The sequence below is a fragment of the Halorussus caseinilyticus genome (assembly GCF_029338395.1).
GTDB classification, from domain to species: Archaea; Halobacteriota; Halobacteria; order Halobacteriales; family Haladaptataceae; genus Halorussus; species Halorussus caseinilyticus.
This window is the reverse complement of record NZ_CP119812.1, coordinates 23,413-41,427: the sequence shown is the minus strand read 5'-3', so window position 1 is coordinate 41,427 and position 18,015 is coordinate 23,413. Positions and strand designations below refer to the sequence as shown.

The window sequence follows — 18,015 nt, the reverse complement described above, 5'->3', positions numbered from 1 at the left end:
GGGCTGCTTGAAACGGGATTACCCGTTCGCAGTCATCCATTTCTCTTCGCGCATCGGCTGCGCGAAACGCATCACTAAGTGACGCGTTTCGCAACAAGAGCTATCAGCAAATGTCAGCAAAAAAAAAAGCGAGGAGAATTGGAGTTCACTGAGTGAACTGTTCGAGATCCTCAGCCACGAGTACCGCCGCCGCATTCTCATGGCCGTTGCCCAACACAATCCGCAGGACGAGGACGACATCACTTCGGAGTCGATTGCGGATGGGCACGAGGAGGATAGTGACGCACTTGACCTGCTACACCAGCAACTCTACCATACCCACCTCCCAAAACTGGCCGACACAGGATTCATCAATTGGGATCGGGATACCGGTACTATCACCCGCGGCTCTCGGTTCGAGGAGATCAGGCCGCTTCTTAGATTGATGCACGACCATCAGGACGAGTTGCCGGACGACTGGCCGTAATCCTCTACAGCTGGTTTAGTGAGCGTCGTCTTCAAGAGGAAGGGAGTAGTATCTCGGCAAAACGGGCTGAGCTGTCATCACCAGAGGGTTTCAACAAAGCCACAGAATTCTTTGGTCTTTCCGGGTGAGAAAGTGAGATATCCACTGAGAGCCTACTTCTAGCGTTATGACACGGCCAGTTGGAACGCAACGAGAGTTAGAAGCGCGGCGACGGCTTGCCGTCGCCTTGCTTCGGTTAGGTCACAGCGTCTCCGAGGTTGCACAAGTCGTGATGTCTGGCCAAGCTCGGTTTATCGCTGGAAGGACGCCTACGAAGCCAGTGGCGACGCTGGTCTTACCTCAAAACCAGTCAAAGGCGGTCCCTCGACCAAGTTATCACGCTCGGACGAGTACGCGCTGAGCATCCGCATCGATTTTGACCAGTTGTTCAAACGCCTTAGACTCAAGCTTAACCGCCAATCGAAGTCCTGCCGGTCCAGTCTCGGCGACAAACCGTTCGGCCGCCGCTTCACTTACATCCGTGTCGTCAACCTTCTTGTAGAACGGACCAAGCCCGACATCTGCGTCTCCAACTGCACTAGCGTAGTCCCGGAGTTCCTCGTCACTCAACGGCGTGCAACCACCACCTGCCCGGCCAAATGACCCGATACCACCGCTACTACACGTCTTCCGGAACATCCGCTGAATGGCCACGTCGTCCATCTCACGGAGGTCTTCAGCCCCATCCTCACCGTGGCGCGCGAGATACCGCACGACTCGGTCGCGCTCAATGTCTGACAGGTCGCTCGTGTCCACCTCGCCTTCGCGTTGCAACCGCCAGAGTCGATAGGTCGCGCCCGCCGATTTCGCCCGCCGGAGTAGCGGCCCCGACGCTCGGTCGGTCGCTCGCGCCAACCCGGTCGCCGCACGCGCTTTCCCGCGGTCGTAGGGTGCTTTCACTCGCATCGCGGCCTTGCCTGCGCGCGTGGATTTGGCGAAGTTCGAGACCTTCTGGGCGTACGTTGAACTCTTGACGACTTTCGTGGCTTGTGCGCCTGCAATCGCTTTCGTGATGAACGCGACGGTGTAGCCCGCGTACCAGCTATTACGGTACTCGTCGTAGAGCGCCGACCCCTCTGCGTAGGGGTTGTTCGTCTTCTGTTTGTCTTGGAGGCTCGACACCATCGCGTCGAGGAACATCCCGAGCAGGCCCGACTCGTCGAGTAGGTCGATGAGGCCGGTCAGTCCTTTGACGAATCCGAGCGGGTCGTTGACCAACCCGAGGAGCGACTTGATGGTGCCGCCCATCCCCGCCGAAAAGCCAGAGAGCGCCCCCAGTTTCTCGGCGGCCCCCGTCGCGTACATCGTGTCCGCGTCGAGTTTTCCGGCGAGACGCCCCACAGCGTTGGCTTTCCGGATGCCGACCGTTTTCTTCCGGTTGCCGTGGCTGTCGGTCGCGGTGACTTCGACGGTCGCGCCCGCGAGTTCGTCGCTGACCGCGCTCACGCCCGACACCGAGAACGACCCGTCGTGACGACTGAACACCGCGTTCGGCGACGATTGGTAGCGCGTCTTGCCGTTCTTCTCGACGGCGGTGTGTTCGACGCCGCTGGGGTCGAACAGGAGGTATTCGAGGATGTACTCGATTTCCATCTCGCTGTAGTTGGCGAGATAGCCGTATCTGGCCAGACGGATGTCCGGCGGCCGATAGTCGTGGAGGGTGGGGTCTTCGCCGACGGCGCGTTCGCGGCCGTCGAGCAGGCCGTCGCCGTCGCTGTCGGGATTGGTCGGGTCGGTCTTGTGAAGCCACTCTTCGCGGTCCGACAACCCGTCGTTGTCCGAGTCGTACGCGAAGGGGTTGCTGTTGGTCCACTCGGTGGTGAGGTGTTCGGCTTTGTCCGAGGGCGACTCGCCGTTGAGATACTTCCGGGAGGCGTCCGGACTCTGGGTGACTGCGGTGTCGAACCCACGTAGCTCTTGGGCGTCCGAGAGGCCGTCGTGGTCGGTGTCGCGCTCGGTCGGGTTGCTCACGAGGACGTGGTACTCGCGGCCGTGAACCTGCTGGCGCTCGCCCACCTCGTAGCTGTCGCTCAACCCGTCGCCGTCGGTGTCCGCCAGCCGCGGGTCGGTGTCCAGACACTGCCCGCGGCCGTCCCGCAGGCCACACGTCCCGCGTTCGACCGCGTCGTACAACGTGTCGCCGTCGGTGTCGTAGCCGAGTTTCAGCGCGTCAATCTCGAACGTGGCGCGGCCGACCGTCTCGATTTTGATGGTGACTTGCTCGCCCGCGTACTCCGAGAGGTCGTGTTCGACCGCCTCGAAATCCCCGTGAGCGTCACCCCCGCCGCCGGGGAGGACGGCCTCCGCGCCGAGTTGGGATTCGCGGACGCTCTCGGTACTCGCGTACGTGTTGTCTTCGCCGTAGACCCGAGTGCGTTCGCCGTCCGGCCCGATGACCACGAGTTCGGCTACCGACCGATGGCTGATGGCGTTGGCTTTCGCCACCACGCCCAACGTGACGGTTTCGGCGTCGCGTAAGGTGACGGTACGTTCTAAACTCGACTCGCGCGGGCAACCGTTGGGTTTCCAGCCGGGGAACTGGGGGCAGTCGTCGTAGTAGTTGCGGGTGTTGTCGCCGTCGTCGTCGGTCGGACAGCCGTTCGAGAGCGTCCCCGGTTCGTCCGGACAGTCGTCGAAAAAGTCGTTGTAGTCGTCGCCGTCGGTGTTTTTCGCACACCCGTTCTCGCGGACTCCCGGCGTGTTCGGACACTCGTCGTGGAAGTCCGACACCTCGTCGGCGTCGCTGTGGGTCGGGCACCCGTCGCCGTACCCCTCCTTGTTGTCGCACTCGTCGTTGTAATCTTTGATACCGTCGTTGTCGCTATGCTGGGGACACCCGTTGTTCTCACCCGGCGTCGCCGGACAGTCGTCGTAGCGGTCGTACGTCCCGTCGCCGTCCGAGTCGACCTTCGGGTCCGGGTTCGACACTTCCTCTTCGGTCGTCTCCGAGGGTTCCTCGGTCGGCTCACATCCCCAGTTGCTCTCCGGCCCGGACTGCTCGCAGTATTCGTAACCTGACACCGTTTCCGTCGTCGTCGCCGTCACTGTGGTCGTCGTTTCGGACCCCTCCGATGTCGTAGTCGTCTCGCTCTCGGTCTCAGACGGCTTCGACCAGTTGCGCTCGGTCTGCTCGCGCGTGAGCGACCCGACTACCGCCGCCGACTCCTCGCTGGCGGCGTCGCTCGTGGCGACTCCGGCGCGGTCGACCGTCGCCGTCGAGACGTTGCCGTCCTCTTCCCAGCCGTCGAGGGTGCTGAAGTTGTCCGTGTTCGACCACTTGTCCGGGAGCGCGCGGTCGAACCGCGATTCCCACGTCTCAGTTGACAGCACCGTGTACGTCGAGAAGTGCGGCGTCTCGGCGGTCACCGTGTCGTTGCGGGTGTCTACCGTCGAGTTGGTGACGGCGACGAACGTCTGGAGCGTCTCGTTGTACCGATACGCGCCGAGCGTCGTCTCGTTCTCGGCGCTGACCCGCGAGTCGTTGTACGGCAGCGAGATGGTCGCCGTCGAGAAGTTCGCGGTCGTCTCGAAGTCGTAGGCTCCCGACGCGCTCACGTTCTGCACGCTCGCGGTCTCCAGAATCGTCCGCGAACTCGTGTTCACCGACACCGCGCCCGCGACGTTGCCTTCGCCGGTGACGTTGACGGTGACGCCGGTCTCCTCGTCGGTGGTCTCGGTCGCAAACGTCTCGTCGCTGTCCAGCACGCCGTCACCGTCGGTGTCGGGGTCGGTCGGGTCGGTGCCGACTTCGTACTCGTCGGGGTCGCGCAAGCCGTCGCTGTCGGTGTCGGGCGACAAGGGGTCGGTCTCGTTGGCGAGTTCCGCCGAGTCGTTCAACGTGTCGCCGTCGGTGTCGTTTTCGACCGGATTCGTACCTGCTGTCTGCTCGCGGCGATTCGACAGCGAGTCGTTGTCGAGGTCCTCGGCGGGGTCCCGAACCGTGTCGTTGTCGGAGTCGGTGTCCAGCGGGTCGAGCGCTTGGAACTGGAGTTCGAAGCCGTCCTGTAGGCGGTCGCCGTCGGTGTCGTTGTCCAGCGGGTCGAGGTCGAACCAGTAGGCTTGCGCGGCGGTCTCCCCGTCGTTGTCGAAGTCCTCCGCCCCGTCCGTGATGTTGTTCCCCGATTCGTTGAACGAAGTCTGCGACGCGTTGCTGTCCGGACTGAGCGGGTCGGTTCCCGTCACCTGTTCTTCGTAGGTGTCCGGCAAGAGGTCGCCGTCGAGTCGAAGCACGTCCCGGCCGACGGTCCTGTTTTCGCCGCCGTAGTCGGGCGACCACCGCCGGTTCGGGTCGGTCGCTGAAACGGTGATTTCGTTGACCTGCCGCGAAAGCGTCACGTTCGTCTCGAACGTCCCAATCGCGCCCGGCATCGTGTTCACCGACAGATTGAGCGTCCGATTCGCACCGTTCAACGACAGCGCCAGCGCGAGTTCGTGAGTGCGCACGTCGAAGACGTGGCCACGAACCGCGTAGGTGACGTTCCCCTCGTGAGGCATGTCCTCGCGAGTGGTCACCGTGACGTTCGGCGTCGTAGCGAGGTCGAGTACGTCGAGGGCTTGCTGGGCGTGAATCCATGCCACCCGATACTGGCTGATGGCGGTGTGCTGTTGGCCACGGGCGCGGAAGCGCTCGGCGCGCTCGACTGCTCGGCGCGCCCCGGAGATGTTCTCTGCGACGGCTTGCTGGTCGAACGAGACGTTCCGGTCGTTCAGGGTCGCCGCGAGTCGGTCGGCGTCCGCGATAGCGGTCGCCGCGAGGCGTTCGTCCGAGCGAACGAGTAGTTTCGTGACGCTCGGCGCGAAGTGCGGGGGTGTACTCGCTTCCTTATCGCGCTCGAAGAGTTCCGCCGACGTGGTACGGTTGGCGTCGAGAACGTAGTCGAGCGATTCGTTGAGTTCGCGGAGGGCTTGGCGGCGGTGGTCGTCGGCGGAGCTACCGGGCGCGTCGAACTCGGTGGTTTGGAGGGCGTCGATGGCGGCAAGCCGGTAGTCGGCGGCCGAAGCGTTCTCGCGGATAGAGACGTTGAGAGTCGCGTTCGCCAGTGGTTCGCTCCGATTACGGAGCGCCGACCGATTCGTAGGCGGTAGCGGGGCTTGCCCGTTCTTCGCCCATTCGGGCGGGCCGCGCTTGTCCGCGTTCGAGTTCCCGCCCTTGTTCGGCACCCACGACGGCGGCCCCGCGTGCGGTGGCGGTCCTTGTCCGGGGTTCTCCGGCGGTCCCTGACCGGGATTCTCCGGCGGTCCCTGTCCGGGGTTCTCGGGTGGTCCCTGTCCGGGATTCTCCGGTGGGCCTTGCGTCTTGTTCTCCGGCGGACCTTGGCCGGGGTTCTCGGGCGGTCCCTGCGTTTTGTTCTTTGGCGGTCCCTGTCCGGGGTTTTCCGGCGGGCCTTGGCCGGGTGTGGTCGTCTCATTCCCGGCCGTCGTTGTGGTCGCGGTCGTCGTCTGGCCCGGTCCCTTCCCGTTTCCATTGCCGGGTCCATTTCCGTTACCGTTGCCGGGTGTGTCGGGGAAGAGTTCGTGGCCTGCGATAGTGGTGGCGAGCGACGAGAGTGAGGGGAGGTCGGCGTCGGACTGGGAGGATGACGAGTCAAGGGCGGCAGTCGCGGGCGTGACCGTCGCCGTGACGATGAGGATGGAGAAGGCGACGGCGAGAATCTGCTGGCTCCGAGCGTTCATTGCAGTGCAGTAGAAACTAGCATCTAAAGTGTCTATTGCGTATTATAAAATCTGATACTGAATGGAAGATTGAAATACCAGAGACGAACGAGACCTGTTATAGCAGGTAGTTAAATACTGAAAGACTGTTACTCGGTTGCTCGGTCAGTGGTGACGAGTAACGAACCAAGCGGCGGTTTCGCTGAGGGTGATAGTCACGGCCGGGTATCGTCCCGCCAGTGCCGAACAGGTGGTGTTAGCAGAATCAGGTCCGGTACTGTCCCCGAGACGACCACCGACGACCACACTTCAAAATACATCCACGACTACCTATACCGCCTTGTACAAGTCCGCTAGACCGTGTGTGCAAGTGTGGTTGTCGTGAGAGCCTTCTTGTGGGAGAGTGCGGGGTGTCGCTGACACCCCGCCACTGGTGGCTGTGCTAACACCACCTATGAGTCGGGGGGCGTGGCTAGCCGTCGGCGGTGAAGATGTGGCCGTCTACGGTGAGTTCGACGGTCAGGACGTGTTCGCCCTTCCGCGTCTTGTCCTTGCGGACGGTACGCGGCGACGTTTCGGCCAAGCCCTCGATTTTCTCGAAGACACGTTTAATTTCGCTCGATTTGAAGGTGCGGTCGAAGTACGCGTTCAGGAAGAGTCGCACGTCGGGAGCAGTGTAGACGACGCGGTAGCCGTTGGCGTCCGAGACGACACGGCCCCAATCGTCGGCGTGTTCGAGCAGGGCGCGGGCGCGTTCGTGGACGGGATAGATGCGGTCCGTCACGTCTTCTGGTCCGTTCCGGACGAGTCGGACGAGACGGTCTTTCTCGATGAGGTCGTCGTCGGTGACTTCCACGTCGGCGGCGTCGGCGAGTTCGTTCACGCGGTGTTTGAGTTGGGCGTCGGCGCGGCTTCGCGTCTGTTGTTCGTCAACCACCGTGTCGTGGAGGTCTTGCACGTCCTCACGTACGTCGGCCTTCGCGCGAGCGATTTGTTGGGTGCGCTCTTTCTTCAGTTCCTCTTCGGCGTCCTTGCGTTCGCGGCGTTCGCGTTGCAGGTCGCCACGCAGTTGTTCTATTTCGACCTGCTGGCTTTCGTACTCTGCGCGGAGTGCTTCGACTTCCTCGCGGAGCTTCCGGACTTCGCGGGCGAGGTCGTGGTGGTCGAGCGCGTCGATTGGCTGGTCGAACTCGTCGGCGCTCATCGGTTGTTTCCTCGCGTTCGGTGCGTACGCCATTCCTCTCGGGAGTCCGGGGCGTGGTTGGCGAGGTCGTCGAGGTACGCCTGTAGTTCGGTGGCGCTCCGGAACGCGGCGACGTTCAGTACGTCGATGGGATTGGCGTCGTCGCGGTGGTGGACGCTCCAGACGCCCTCGGACGTGTGGGTGAGTTCGTAGTCGTGGTACTGGAGCGTGGTGCCGGGTGGGTACGCGCCGACGAAGAGGCGTTCGAGGTAGTAGATGGTGTCTTGCTTGTCCGCCTTCGTTGTCGCGGGTGCGATAGTGGTGTCGAGTGATTTGCTGGCGGTGCTTTCAGTCGCGTTGGTGTTGTCGGTCATGGGTTTCGAGAGTCGTTGGTTGGTTGTTAGACGGTGCAACCGCAGGGGTCGGCATGGTGGGCGTCCGGGCCGGTCGCCGAGAGCGCCGTAATCGGCGTGCCGCACTCGGGACAGTGGCCGTCGGCGAGCGCCGAGGATGTACTACTCACACGCGACCACCCCGCGCTCGCGGTCACGGTTGGCGCGCTCTCGGTCGGAACGCTCGGCGTCACAGTCCCGGTCGGCGTCGGCACTCGGGTCCGGCCCGTCTCCGTTCCGGTCGCGGTCGGCGTCCCGGTCGTCGCTGTTCGCCTCGCGGATACGACGGCAGAACTGGCAGGGCGCGAACTGGCGTTCCTTCGCTTTCGAGCGCGTGCATTCGTAGAAGTCGGCGTTCTGGTGGGCGGGACAAAGCGTGTTGCCGTCCGCGTCGGTCTCGTGGTAGGCGTACGCCCACGTCCGCGGCCGGTCACGAACGAGAACCGTTTCGCCGTCCGAGTAGGGGTCTTGTTCGATGCGTTTGTCGCGCTCTTCGCGCGTCGGGTCTTGGAGGGAGTCGTCGGTCGGACAGTTGTGACTCCCGAGTTTCACCGTCGGCGTGCCACAGTCCGGACATACGTCGAACGTCTCGGGAATCGCCGTATCGAGGTCCGGACCGAACTCGTCGCGGGCGGTCACTACGCTTCGCCCTCCGTTGGCAGGGCCTCTGTGTCGCCGAGTTCCGTCTGGCCGTCCGGCGTCTCGTCGCTCGGGAAGGCGTCGGGGTTCTCGTCTTCGGCGAGTTCGACGCCGACCTGTTCGGCGCGCCCTCGAACGTGCGCGTCGAGGATAGTGCGCGCCGCCTCGGTGGTAGTGTACTCGTTGGCGCGGCCATCTTTCGCGCCTTTCGAGACGAGGTTTTGGTCAGCGAGCGCGTCGAGATTCTGGTAGAGACGGCCGTGATGGACTTCCTCGTAGTACGTCGCTTCCAACCGGCGTTTCACGCGGAGGCCCCGCGGCGGGTCGCCGTCCCGTTCCAGCGCGCGGACCGCGAAGAGTACGTCTCGTTGGAACCCGTGGAGGTCTACAAGTGACGGCAGAGCCTCGGCCGTCACCGTCCGGCACCTCCGCGTTCTGACGGAGTGTTTGCAGAGTCGATACACGCGGCTATCCGTGCGGGAGATTCAAGTCCCGCCTCACAGTAGGCTTGCATGCTTCTGCTGGTCCAAGTGGAAGCGTTCCGCGGACCCGATGTCCCAAGCATCGGTCCGCTTCCTTTGCCAACTGGACCCGAGAGCAACAGGTCCGCGAGTTGCTTCCTATTATTTGGAATGTCTGAAGGGAGTAATAAGTTTACTGGATAAACGTAAGCTGTAGACTACGTTTGTGCCCCCATAGGTTCCAGAACAGTAGGACTAAACGCTCTTTCTCCGGATTTGGAGGTATGCGCCCGCGGATAGACTGGATGACTCGGGCCGACGATTACATCCTCGAATTACTCCGAGACGCGGGCATCGCCGCTAATCCCAGCACAATCGGTTATAACATCGACTACGACCGTCGATACGTCTCTGAACGGTGTCGAACACTTAGCCAAAACGGACTACTTGAACGAGTTGATGAATCGAAGGCTATGTACCGGATTACGGAGAAAGGTTGCGCGTATTTGGCTGGCGAACTCGACGCGAGCGAGTTGGAAGGTAAGTCTAATAATAGCTAATCCTACAATATGGTTAATATATTATCTCTTTCACTTTCTATTCCCTTAGTTTGACGAATACAGGTGTCCGAGATGAAAACTAGCAGTAGCGAATTACGGCGAGTCGCTAACTAAGGAGTGAGATGGGTGATTCGTCTTTGGCGGCTTGGTCAGCTTCTTGCTCGAAGAACCAGAGGAAGCCGAGAGTCGTCCCGAACAGCGAGAGAGCGAGGATTAGTGACGAAAGGAGTTGGTGGTCGTACTGGAGGAATGTCTCTACGTCCGGTTTGAATAGGTTCGTGTGTGTGATGAAGAGGCCCGGTTGGAATCCCCATCCGCCGGTGAGTAGTAGTGCAAGGAGAAGCGTTCCCGCGATGTGGACGTAGAGTGATTTCGGGTGCTTGATGTTTTCTCGGATTGTTCCGTACTCGTCGATTTCGAGTAGTGGAAGTTGAAGCCAGATGAGAAGCACTACGAGACCGAGGACGTTCCCGACGAGGGGTGTATCGACGGTAACAGCAAGTACGAACGCTCCCGAGAGTAACGCCATATTCGTACTGTGGAGGTAGTTCAATCGGCCAAGCTGAGGTAGTCGTTGTCGGACGTGCGTTAGTTTTGCGTCGGGGTCGTCCGTCGTGTTTCCGGGGAAGAACAGTGGTTCGGAATCCACCAAATCGCCCGGTTGGTCCGCGATTTGGCGAGCAAGATTGCTGAGGCGTTCAACGATAACCAGTAGTAACGGAACAAGTACGGTTACTGTGCTAGTCTCAATCTGGACAGTCATACGCCAGTCCTTTCAACTACATATAATAACTCCATCGGAATGTCTATGAAGAAGAGAGAAGTCAACGCCCCTCCGTCGTGGGCGGCGTCACGCTGATACACCGCGTCGAAAAGGGGCGGACGTGTCGGGGCCGATATGTCGCCTTTACTCGTTCGACAGCGATTTCGATGTCCGTGACGACATCACGCGCTTGGAAACACCGACCACGGCCACCAGTACGTCGAGGGCACGCTTTCCGTTAGCGACCTCGAAACGAGTGACTGATAGTACTCTAGTAAGGAGGGAGCAATAACCTATGTGTGGTCTGCGTTCTTAACGAGGTTCAATTGAAGGGAAAGACCGTTGGGATGCATCACCAAAAATAGTGTAAACTATCGGTCTTGGAATTCATCATTTAGGCTATCGACGCTTTCCTGTAGGTTCTTAAACCATTTAGTTGCAGTGATATCCGGGTTGACTTCAAGTGCGTCATTCCGCCATTCCTCGGCAACACGAATAATTTCGGAGATAACAGCTCCTCGTGTTGCCATGCACGGGTCAAAGAGACGCTCACTTGGATTTGAGACCGCAGAAGGACTAAAACATTTGCTGATGGTAACCCTTCTCTGGTCCTCTGGTTCAAGAACTAAATACGTTCCACTATCCAGCAATTCAACAGACCCTCTAGTACCCGACACAACGTTTTCAGCGGCTTCCAACAAGTCAACAAGAGTTAACCCAATCATAATACTTTCAACGTAGTGATCCTCGTCACCAAGGAGATACTCGTCGTTAATCCGGACTTTTATCCGGGCATCTGGCATCTCGTTAGCGGCGATGAGTTCCTCAAATTTAGGATCGTGTTTCAACTGAATTCGGAACTCGGTAGCTGTGTTAGAATTCATTATTCTCGATTTTTACTGATTTTCTAGTTCGTCTTTCCACATACCAACTTCCTGAATCCACTTATGCACGGCATCTCCTTCCTTCGGATACGCTTGCCGAACACGCCCGTTTCGAACAACGACTCGAATTCTACTCACACCAGTCTGAGATTTCAAGCCTGAACTAAGGTCGTAGGCTATGCGGTCTTGTCGATCTGTCTCAGAGTTTTTTATTGCTTTATACACCATCTTCTTTATATCGCTCTCAGTCATTTTCTCTGCAGGGTCTAAATCACGCCCCTTGATGTTTTGACCAAGAGGGAAGAAGTCAGTAGCGCTCTTGTCCGGATCGTCCATTTGCTCTCCGTGAATATGTCTGCCCTTAAGATAAACCCAACCACGGTTTTTCTTATTATCGTCCGGATCGTAGTGGCCTTGAAGTAAGGGTCGTACATCTCCTTCGTCATCTTTTACGACTAAATGAACGTTATCTAAGTCAGCCGTGTCTACGCTGTCAAGCAACTCGTCAATAGAGACATCATCGTCGTAGAGATACTCGTCGTTACTCTCGTCCAACAGCTTCGAGACGCGGCGAAGGTCCTCGTTATCGACCCGTTCATTCTCGTATGCCTGCAACAGTCGTTTCCGCTCGGCGACCGTTAGTTCGTCGTCGCGTTCTAATTTAGCGAGTCGTTTGGCGACATCGGGGTCGATGTCGTCGGCCTGCCGCATGATAGCGACGAAGTTGTCGCCGCCGTCCGCGATGAGTTCGGGGTCGTCGGTCCGCGTGAGAAGTCGCCCGACCACTGCCTCCTTGGACACCACGACGACACCCCGAATGCGCGTACTGCATCACCGACTGCGGCCACCAGTACGTTGAGGAACACTTATCATCATCATTTTGAGTTATTTTGGTACATGATTAATTTGTTAAAATTATCATATATGAGCCGATGCTATGTCTCGCCTCTTTGCGAACCCGTCAACTTTGAATCAATTCAAGGTATTCGTTTACTTCTTGGATTCGGTCCCCTCCTTCTACGGGACCAGAAGTGACGACGAGTATGATACCCTCGTCGGCGAGTTCAACAGTTCGTTCAGTCGGAGCAGAGAGGAGTTTCCGACGACCGAACTCGTCAGAAAGTTCGGCTGATAAAAAGGCCACTCGTCGGAGTCGCTCTTGGAGGAATGATGCAAACGTTGTCGGAATCCAATCATCGTGTTCACTTCTAAACGACCCGTAAGGGAATCCGACACGTTCAAACACACCGGCACAAAGGTCAACGAACGATTGGAATCTGTCGTCCGTCTGAACTTCGTTTCCGACAACAGTTAATCGAACTCGACATCCCGACTCATCGGCCGGGACGAGACCAAGATTAAAATGAATCGGGTCAGCCGGTTCGGTATACGCGAGACGAATGCTGAGTTCGGTCGTTGACGGATTGAAGCCAGCATATAGATTCACGATATCCGCGAGTCGTTCGGTACATTCGCGTTCACTAGTTGCCTTTTGAGCAATCTCTTCATTTGGATTGATCGGAATAATTCGGTACTGACCGGGGTACCCGCCAGTATTGTATCGGACTTCCTGCACGACGAGAGCGTATAAAAGCCGATGGACAAACCGGCAGTCAGGCACGTTCGGCCAATAAAACTGAATGTCCCAGTCCTGCATGAGTTATTAATTACTCTTCGGGTGTATAAACCTCGTAGTTTATTCCGTTTGAGTCCATGTATTGTTCTAGCTCATTGGATGGGTCGCGTTTGAACACGAGTCTATAATCATCAACAACGCCTTTGTCGATTAATTCTTCATATCCCTCAACTATATCGCCAACTTCACCTTTGTCACTACTACTCTTCAGTTCATGTCCTATTCTTTCACCATTTTCCTCGGTCAGCACGTCAATATCACCCGGCCGGTTTTCAATTCGCTCGATATCTTTCAGGTCACCCTCGATAGCGAGAACGTCGTCCGCTTTACTTGCGGCATACCGTGCTTCGAACGCGGCACCCGCGAAATTCCCACTATCACCAGTTAGCGCTAGCTGATAGACATCCTCAAGGTTATCTTCGACGTTATCGCTATCAATACGGTCAACCTGTCGAAGACGAACGTAATCATTGGTAAACTGAACTGCATCCTTAGCAGATGCAGAATCAGACTCAAGAGTAAGTTCTACGAGTTCTTCCCGACGTTCATGATTCATCGCTTCAAGATTATCTAAATACTTCGCGTACTCGTCGGAGGATACCTCATCTGAACCAACAAGTTTTGCAAGTCGATATGACCAAAGCCGAGACTCATCAATAGTTAGACGACCTCCATCGGCCATCACGCGCCGCATCTGCATCATCTGGGTAACGTCGTCGCTATCAGCCTCTTCAAGGAACTCTTCGCCATCACGACCAAGACGCGACAGAACTGGTCCCACGAACCGCTGTGTCTCCGGTGAATATCCCTCGATTTTCGCTAACGTATGGTCACTAAGACTCCCGAGTCGCTGGCGTGCGTCGTACTTCCCGGCGGCGGTCTTCACGCCCGCCACCACCCGGCGTCCGCTCTTCTTGCTCAAGTGCCAGCTTCCCTTCGCCGCTCGCTCGCCGAGTTCGAACGTCACCCGTTTCGCACGCCCGGTCGTCCGGCCCTTCACCGCGTCCATGTACCCGAGCGCTTCCGACAACTTCCCGTCGCTCTCCAGCCGCTCCATCAAGTTCGAGAACGTCTTCGTACTCTTGACCGCGGTCTTGGCCTTCTCGCCGACCAGCGTCGATGCGAGATAGTAGAAGCCGTACGAGATATACCAGCCTTCCTTGAAGCTCTCGTACTCCGCCGACTCGGTCTGCTTGTCGTACGGATTGTTCACCTGTTGTTTCTGTTTGAGGTCCTCAACCAGTTGCTCCGGAAGCGAGTTAAGGAGTTCATGGACGAGGCCGAGGTTGCGAGCGAGCGAGATGAGTTGTGTGAGCGTCTGGTAGAACCCGTAGGGATTGCTCACAATCGAATCGATAGCGCGGCCCGTTCCGCCCGCGCCCACCGAGAGACCGGAGAGCAGGCCTGCGCCGAGCGCGATTTCGGTGTCACTGCCGTCTATCTCGGTGGCGAGTTCCTTCGCCACCGACCCCCAGACGTTAGTTCGTTCCATCGCCACTTTCGTCCGCACGTTCTGGTGGCGGTCGGTCGCCCGAATCTTCACCGTCGCTCCGGCTAGTCCGTCGAGAATCGTCTCTTTCGCGCCCGTCGAGAACGACGGTGAGTGGCCGAGATGCGTATTTTCGGACCACTGGTAGCGTTTTTCGACCTCGCCGGTTTTCAGCAACTCCGTCATCGTGACCCCGCTCGGGTCGTCCGCGGAGTACACCACCTGATAGGTCGTCTTCGTGCTCCACGAACGCTTGTAGAAGTTCGCTTCCTGCACGCCGATTTCCGGCCCCTGATAGTCGTGGAGCGTCGGGTCGGCCCCCCAGTCGAGTTCTTCGCTGTCCGGGACGCCATCGCCGTCGGTGTCGGACCCGTCGGGGTTCGTCCCGAGTTCGAGTTCCTTGCCGTCCGGAATGCCGTCGCCGTCGGTATCCCGACGCATCGCATCGGTCGTCACCGTCTGGGACGTGAGGTAGTCACCGGGGTCGTCGCCGCTGTGCAGTGCCGCTAAGAACCGCTTGGAGTCGTCGCTCGACCCCGCATAGCGGACGAGTCGCTCCTCGTAAGTCTCTTCGAAGTCATCGAGTCCGTCGCCGTCTGAATCGACTTTCGTCGGATTGCTTTCGAGGTCGAAGTAGCCGCCATCGACGTACCGCGGGATGTAGTCCGCGACTTCCGCGCCGTCGGTGATGCCGTCGCCGTCAGTGTCGGCGTCGTACGGGTCGGTGGACACGCGTCCGGTCCCGGTCTTGACGCCGAGTCGCTCTAACCCGTTCGTCAGGCCGTCGCCGTCGCTGTCGCGTTTGAGTTCGATGTTCGCAAATGCCGGACTCGCACCGGCGAGGTTTTCCTTACGAACCCATACGGACACGTATTGTCCGCTGGGGTTCTCGAACGTCTCGTCAATGTACTCGTAGTCGGTGGTGCGCTCGCCGTCTTCACCCGACAGCTCAAGGACGGTCCGGGTCTCGGACCCGACCGACACCACGACTTCCACGCTCGCGTTCGACTCTTCGGCGAACGCCACAATCGGCATCGTGAACGTGACTTCGACCGCGTCCGACGGAATCGAGACGGATTTAGCGAGTTCCGCGGACCCGAGGTCCTTCGGCGGGTCGGGTTCGGGTTCGGGGTCGGTTGGAGCAGTGCCGGGGTCGTCAGCCGTCGTTGTTTCCGATGATTCAGTCGTCGTTGGGTCTGGTCCAGTGGGCGGTGCGCACTCCTCGCCGTCGGGGGTGGTGTAACATTCGGTTCCAATCCCGAGTTTGCGTGCCAGAGTTTGGTCACCAGCCGATTGAGAGCTGATGAGTTCCGGTCCGATGATTGCTCGGCCACCACTCGCCGAACACGAGCCCGTGCAGTTCCACCCCGAGAGGTCGCTGAACGACTCGTTGAGCGCGTATTTGGGTAGAGGTTTTGCGCGTGACTGCATGTAGTTCTGCCATGCGGTCTGGTTCATGGCGACGAACGTCGAGAAGTGGGGGGTCGTCCCCGTCACCGAGTCGTTCTCGGCGTCCACTTCCGAGGGGAGTTTTACGTACGTCTGTAGTTCGGGGTCGTAGGTGTAGACCGCTAAGTCCGACTCGTCGCCGACCGCTTGCTCGTCGTAGTCGATGGAGAGATTCGCCTCCTCGAACTCGGCGTCCGCGTCCACGTCCAACACTTCCGATGCGGAGGCGTTGGCGACCGTTCCGGTCTGAATCCGGTCGTCGGTCTCGTTCTGGATGGTGACGGTCGCGGCAGTGGTGCCGTCGGCGGTGACGTTGACGCTCGCGCCGACGGACTCGTTTTCGGTCGTCGTCGAGAACGTTTCGTCGCCGTCTAGCACGCCGTCGCCGTCGGTGTCGGCGACCGTTGGGTCCGTCCCTAACTCGTACTCGTTGGGGTCAGTCAAGCCGTCGCTGTCGGTGTCGGGCGACAAGGGGTCGGTCCCGTTAGCCAACTCCTCGGCGTCGCCGAGGGTGTCGCTGTCGGTGTCGTTCTCCACGGGATTCGTCCCTGCGGTCTGCTCGCGGCGGTTCGACAGCGAATCGTTGTCGAGGTCTTCGGCCGAGTCTCGAACCGTGTCATTGTCGGTGTCAGGCGACAGTGGGTCGATACCGCTGAACTGGAGTTCGAAGCCGTCCCGCAGGCGGTCGCCGTCGGTGTCGTTGTCCAGCGGGTCGAGGTCGAACCAGTAGGCTTGTGCGGCGGTCTCTCCATCGTTGTCGAAGTCCTCCGCCCCGTCGGTCACGTTGTTGCCCGACTCGTTAAACGAAGTCCGCGAAGCGTTGCTGTCCGGGCCGAGCGGGTCGGTTCCCGTGACGTTCAACTCGTAGAAGTCCGGCAACCCGTCACCGTCGAGTCGAAGCACGTCCCGCCCGACCGTCCTGTTGTCGCCGCCGTACTCCGGCGACCACCGCCGGTTCGGGTCGGTTGCCGCGACCGTGATGCGGTTGACCTGCCGCGAGAGGGTGACGTTCGTCTCGAAGGTCCCAATCGCGCCCGGCGTGGTGTTCACCGACAGATTGAGCGTCCGGTTCGCGCCGTTCAACGACAGCGCCAGCGCAAGTTCGTGGCCTCGAACGTCGAAGACGCGGCCGCGGACCGCGTAGGTGACGTTTTCCTCGTGGGGCATGTCCTCGCGGGTGGTGATGGTGACGTTCGGCGTCGTAGCGAGGTCGAGTACGTCGAGGGCTTGCTGGGCGTGAATCCACGCGACTCGGTACTGGCTGATGGCGGTATGCTGTTGGCCGCGCGCCCGGAAGCGCTCGGCGCGGTCAACCGCCGCGCGCGCTCCGGAGATATTCTCTTCGACGGCCGACTCGTCGAACGAGACGTTCCGCTCACGGAGCGTGCTAGCGAGACGGTCGGCGTCCGCGATAGCCGTATGAGCTAATCGCTCGTCCGACCGCACCAGTAGTTTCGTGACGCTCGGCGCGAACTGCGGGGGTGTACTCGCTTCTTTGTCGCGCTCGAACAACTGTGCGGAGGTGGTGCGGTTGGCGTCGAGAACGTAGTCGAGCGATTCGTTGAGTTCGCGGAGGGCTTGGCGGCGGTGGTCGTCGGCGGAGCTACCGGGCGCGTCGAACTCGGTGGTTTGGAGGGCGTCGATGGCGGCGAGTCGGTAGTCGGCGGCCGAGGCGTTCCCGTGGAGAGAGACGTTGATGGTCGCGTTCGCCAGTGGTTCGCTCCGATTACGGAGCGCCGAGCGGTTCGAGACTGGTGGCGGGGCTTGCCCGTTTTTCGCCCATTCTGGCGGGCCGCGTTTGTCCGCGTTCGAGTCTCTGCCCTTGTTCGGCACCCACGACGGCGGTCCGCGATTCTCCGGTGGTCCAGCGTGCGGTGGCGGCCCCTGACCGGGATTCTCCGGTGGTCCCTGTCCGGGGTTCTCTGGTGGGCCTTGCGTTTTGTTCTTTGGCGGTCCCTGTCCGGGATTCTCGGGGGGTCCTTGGCCGGGCGTGGTCGTGGTCGTCTGGTTGCCGACTGTCGTGGTCGCGGTGGTGGTCTTCGGCGGTCCGTTTCCATTCCCCGGTCCGTTTCCGTTGCCGTTGCCGGGTGTGTCGGGGAAGAGTTCGTGGCCTGCGATGGTGGTGGCGAACGACGAGAGCGACGGCAGGTCGTCGTCGGATTGGGCGGGTGGCGAGTCGAGTGCGGCGGTGGCGGGTGTCACCGTCGCCGTGACGATGAGAATGGAGAAGGCGACGGCGAGAATCTGCTGGCTCCGAGCGTTCATTGCGGCCGTGTTCTCACCCACATCTAAAGTGTCTGTTGCGTATTATAAAATCTGATATTAAATGAAAGATTGAAATATCAGAGACGAACGAGACCTGTTATAGCAGGTAATTAAATACTGAAAGTCTGTTACTTTGT

Annotated in this window: 12 protein-coding genes; 1 reads left to right on the top strand and 11 read right to left on the bottom strand. The window is 59.6% G+C overall.

The window, feature by feature from the left end; translation table 11 throughout:
* Nucleotides 1-148 precede the first annotated feature (148 nt).
* Nucleotides 149-466, top strand: coding sequence for a DUF7344 domain-containing protein (locus tag P2T60_RS20550; protein WP_420028725.1), 318 nt, complete (start codon nt 149-151; stop codon nt 464-466).
* A gap of 375 nt (nt 467-841) precedes the next feature.
* Here P2T60_RS20550 and P2T60_RS20545 read toward each other — a convergent pair whose 3' ends face one another.
* The 11 genes from P2T60_RS20545 to P2T60_RS20490 form a co-directional block, all read right to left on the bottom strand.
* Nucleotides 842-6,178, bottom strand: a complete 5,337-nt coding sequence (locus tag P2T60_RS20545) for a hypothetical protein (protein ID WP_276282807.1) — start codon at nt 6,176-6,178, stop codon at nt 842-844.
* 451 nt (nt 6,179-6,629) lie between these two features.
* Nucleotides 6,630-7,361 (bottom strand): hypothetical protein, encoded by a 732-nt coding sequence (locus P2T60_RS20540; RefSeq protein WP_276282806.1) that lies wholly within the window; start codon nt 7,359-7,361, stop codon nt 6,630-6,632.
* On the bottom strand, nt 7,358-7,714 hold the full coding sequence (locus P2T60_RS20535) for a hypothetical protein (RefSeq protein WP_276282793.1): 357 nt from the start codon (nt 7,712-7,714) through the stop codon (nt 7,358-7,360). Before P2T60_RS20535 ends, P2T60_RS20540 begins: the two co-directional genes overlap by 4 nt.
* Nucleotides 7,715-7,740: 26 nt before the next feature.
* On the bottom strand, nt 7,741-7,863 hold the full coding sequence (locus P2T60_RS20530) for a hypothetical protein (protein WP_276282792.1): 123 nt from the start codon (nt 7,861-7,863) through the stop codon (nt 7,741-7,743).
* Nucleotides 7,856-8,371: a hypothetical protein gene (locus P2T60_RS20525; protein WP_276282805.1), complete on the bottom strand. Its 516-nt coding sequence runs from the start codon at nt 8,369-8,371 to the stop codon at nt 7,856-7,858. The genes P2T60_RS20530 and P2T60_RS20525 overlap by 8 nt, the downstream gene beginning before the upstream one ends.
* Nucleotides 8,371-8,787 (bottom strand): helix-turn-helix transcriptional regulator, encoded by a 417-nt coding sequence (locus P2T60_RS20520; protein ID WP_276282790.1) that lies wholly within the window; start codon nt 8,785-8,787, stop codon nt 8,371-8,373. The genes P2T60_RS20525 and P2T60_RS20520 overlap by 1 nt, the downstream gene beginning before the upstream one ends.
* A 711-nt stretch (nt 8,788-9,498) precedes the next feature.
* Complete coding sequence (locus tag P2T60_RS20510; protein WP_276282804.1) at nt 9,499-10,155, bottom strand: hypothetical protein; 657 nt, start codon at nt 10,153-10,155, stop codon at nt 9,499-9,501.
* Between the two features lie 371 nt (nt 10,156-10,526).
* Complete coding sequence (locus P2T60_RS20505; RefSeq protein ID WP_276282787.1) at nt 10,527-11,003, bottom strand: hypothetical protein; 477 nt, start codon at nt 11,001-11,003, stop codon at nt 10,527-10,529.
* A 48-nt stretch (nt 11,004-11,051) separates the two neighbouring features.
* The gene (locus P2T60_RS20500; RefSeq protein ID WP_276282785.1) at nt 11,052-11,840 is read right to left on the bottom strand and encodes a hypothetical protein; all 789 of its coding nucleotides are present in this window, start codon (nt 11,838-11,840) and stop codon (nt 11,052-11,054) included.
* A 160-nt stretch (nt 11,841-12,000) separates the two neighbouring features.
* Nucleotides 12,001-12,696: a hypothetical protein gene (locus tag P2T60_RS20495; RefSeq protein ID WP_276282803.1), complete on the bottom strand. Its 696-nt coding sequence runs from the start codon at nt 12,694-12,696 to the stop codon at nt 12,001-12,003.
* Between the two features lie 10 nt (nt 12,697-12,706).
* The gene (locus P2T60_RS20490; RefSeq protein ID WP_276282802.1) at nt 12,707-17,878 is read right to left on the bottom strand and encodes a proline-rich domain-containing protein; all 5,172 of its coding nucleotides are present in this window, start codon (nt 17,876-17,878) and stop codon (nt 12,707-12,709) included.
* Nucleotides 17,879-18,015: the final 137 nt, after the last annotated feature.

Coding starts and splice junctions, on each gene's coding strand:
- P2T60_RS20545 (WP_276282807.1), bottom strand. CDS start 6,178: ATGAACGCTCGGAGCCAGCAGATTCTCGCCGTCGCCTTCTCCATCCTC.
- P2T60_RS20540 (WP_276282806.1), bottom strand. CDS start 7,361: ATGAGCGCCGACGAGTTCGACCAGCCAATCGACGCGCTCGACCACCAC.
- P2T60_RS20535 (WP_276282793.1), bottom strand. CDS start 7,714: ATGACCGACAACACCAACGCGACTGAAAGCACCGCCAGCAAATCACTC.
- P2T60_RS20510 (WP_276282804.1), bottom strand. CDS start 10,155: ATGACTGTCCAGATTGAGACTAGCACAGTAACCGTACTTGTTCCGTTA.
- P2T60_RS20495 (WP_276282803.1), bottom strand. CDS start 12,696: ATGCAGGACTGGGACATTCAGTTTTATTGGCCGAACGTGCCTGACTGC.
- P2T60_RS20490 (WP_276282802.1), bottom strand. CDS start 17,878: ATGAACGCTCGGAGCCAGCAGATTCTCGCCGTCGCCTTCTCCATTCTC.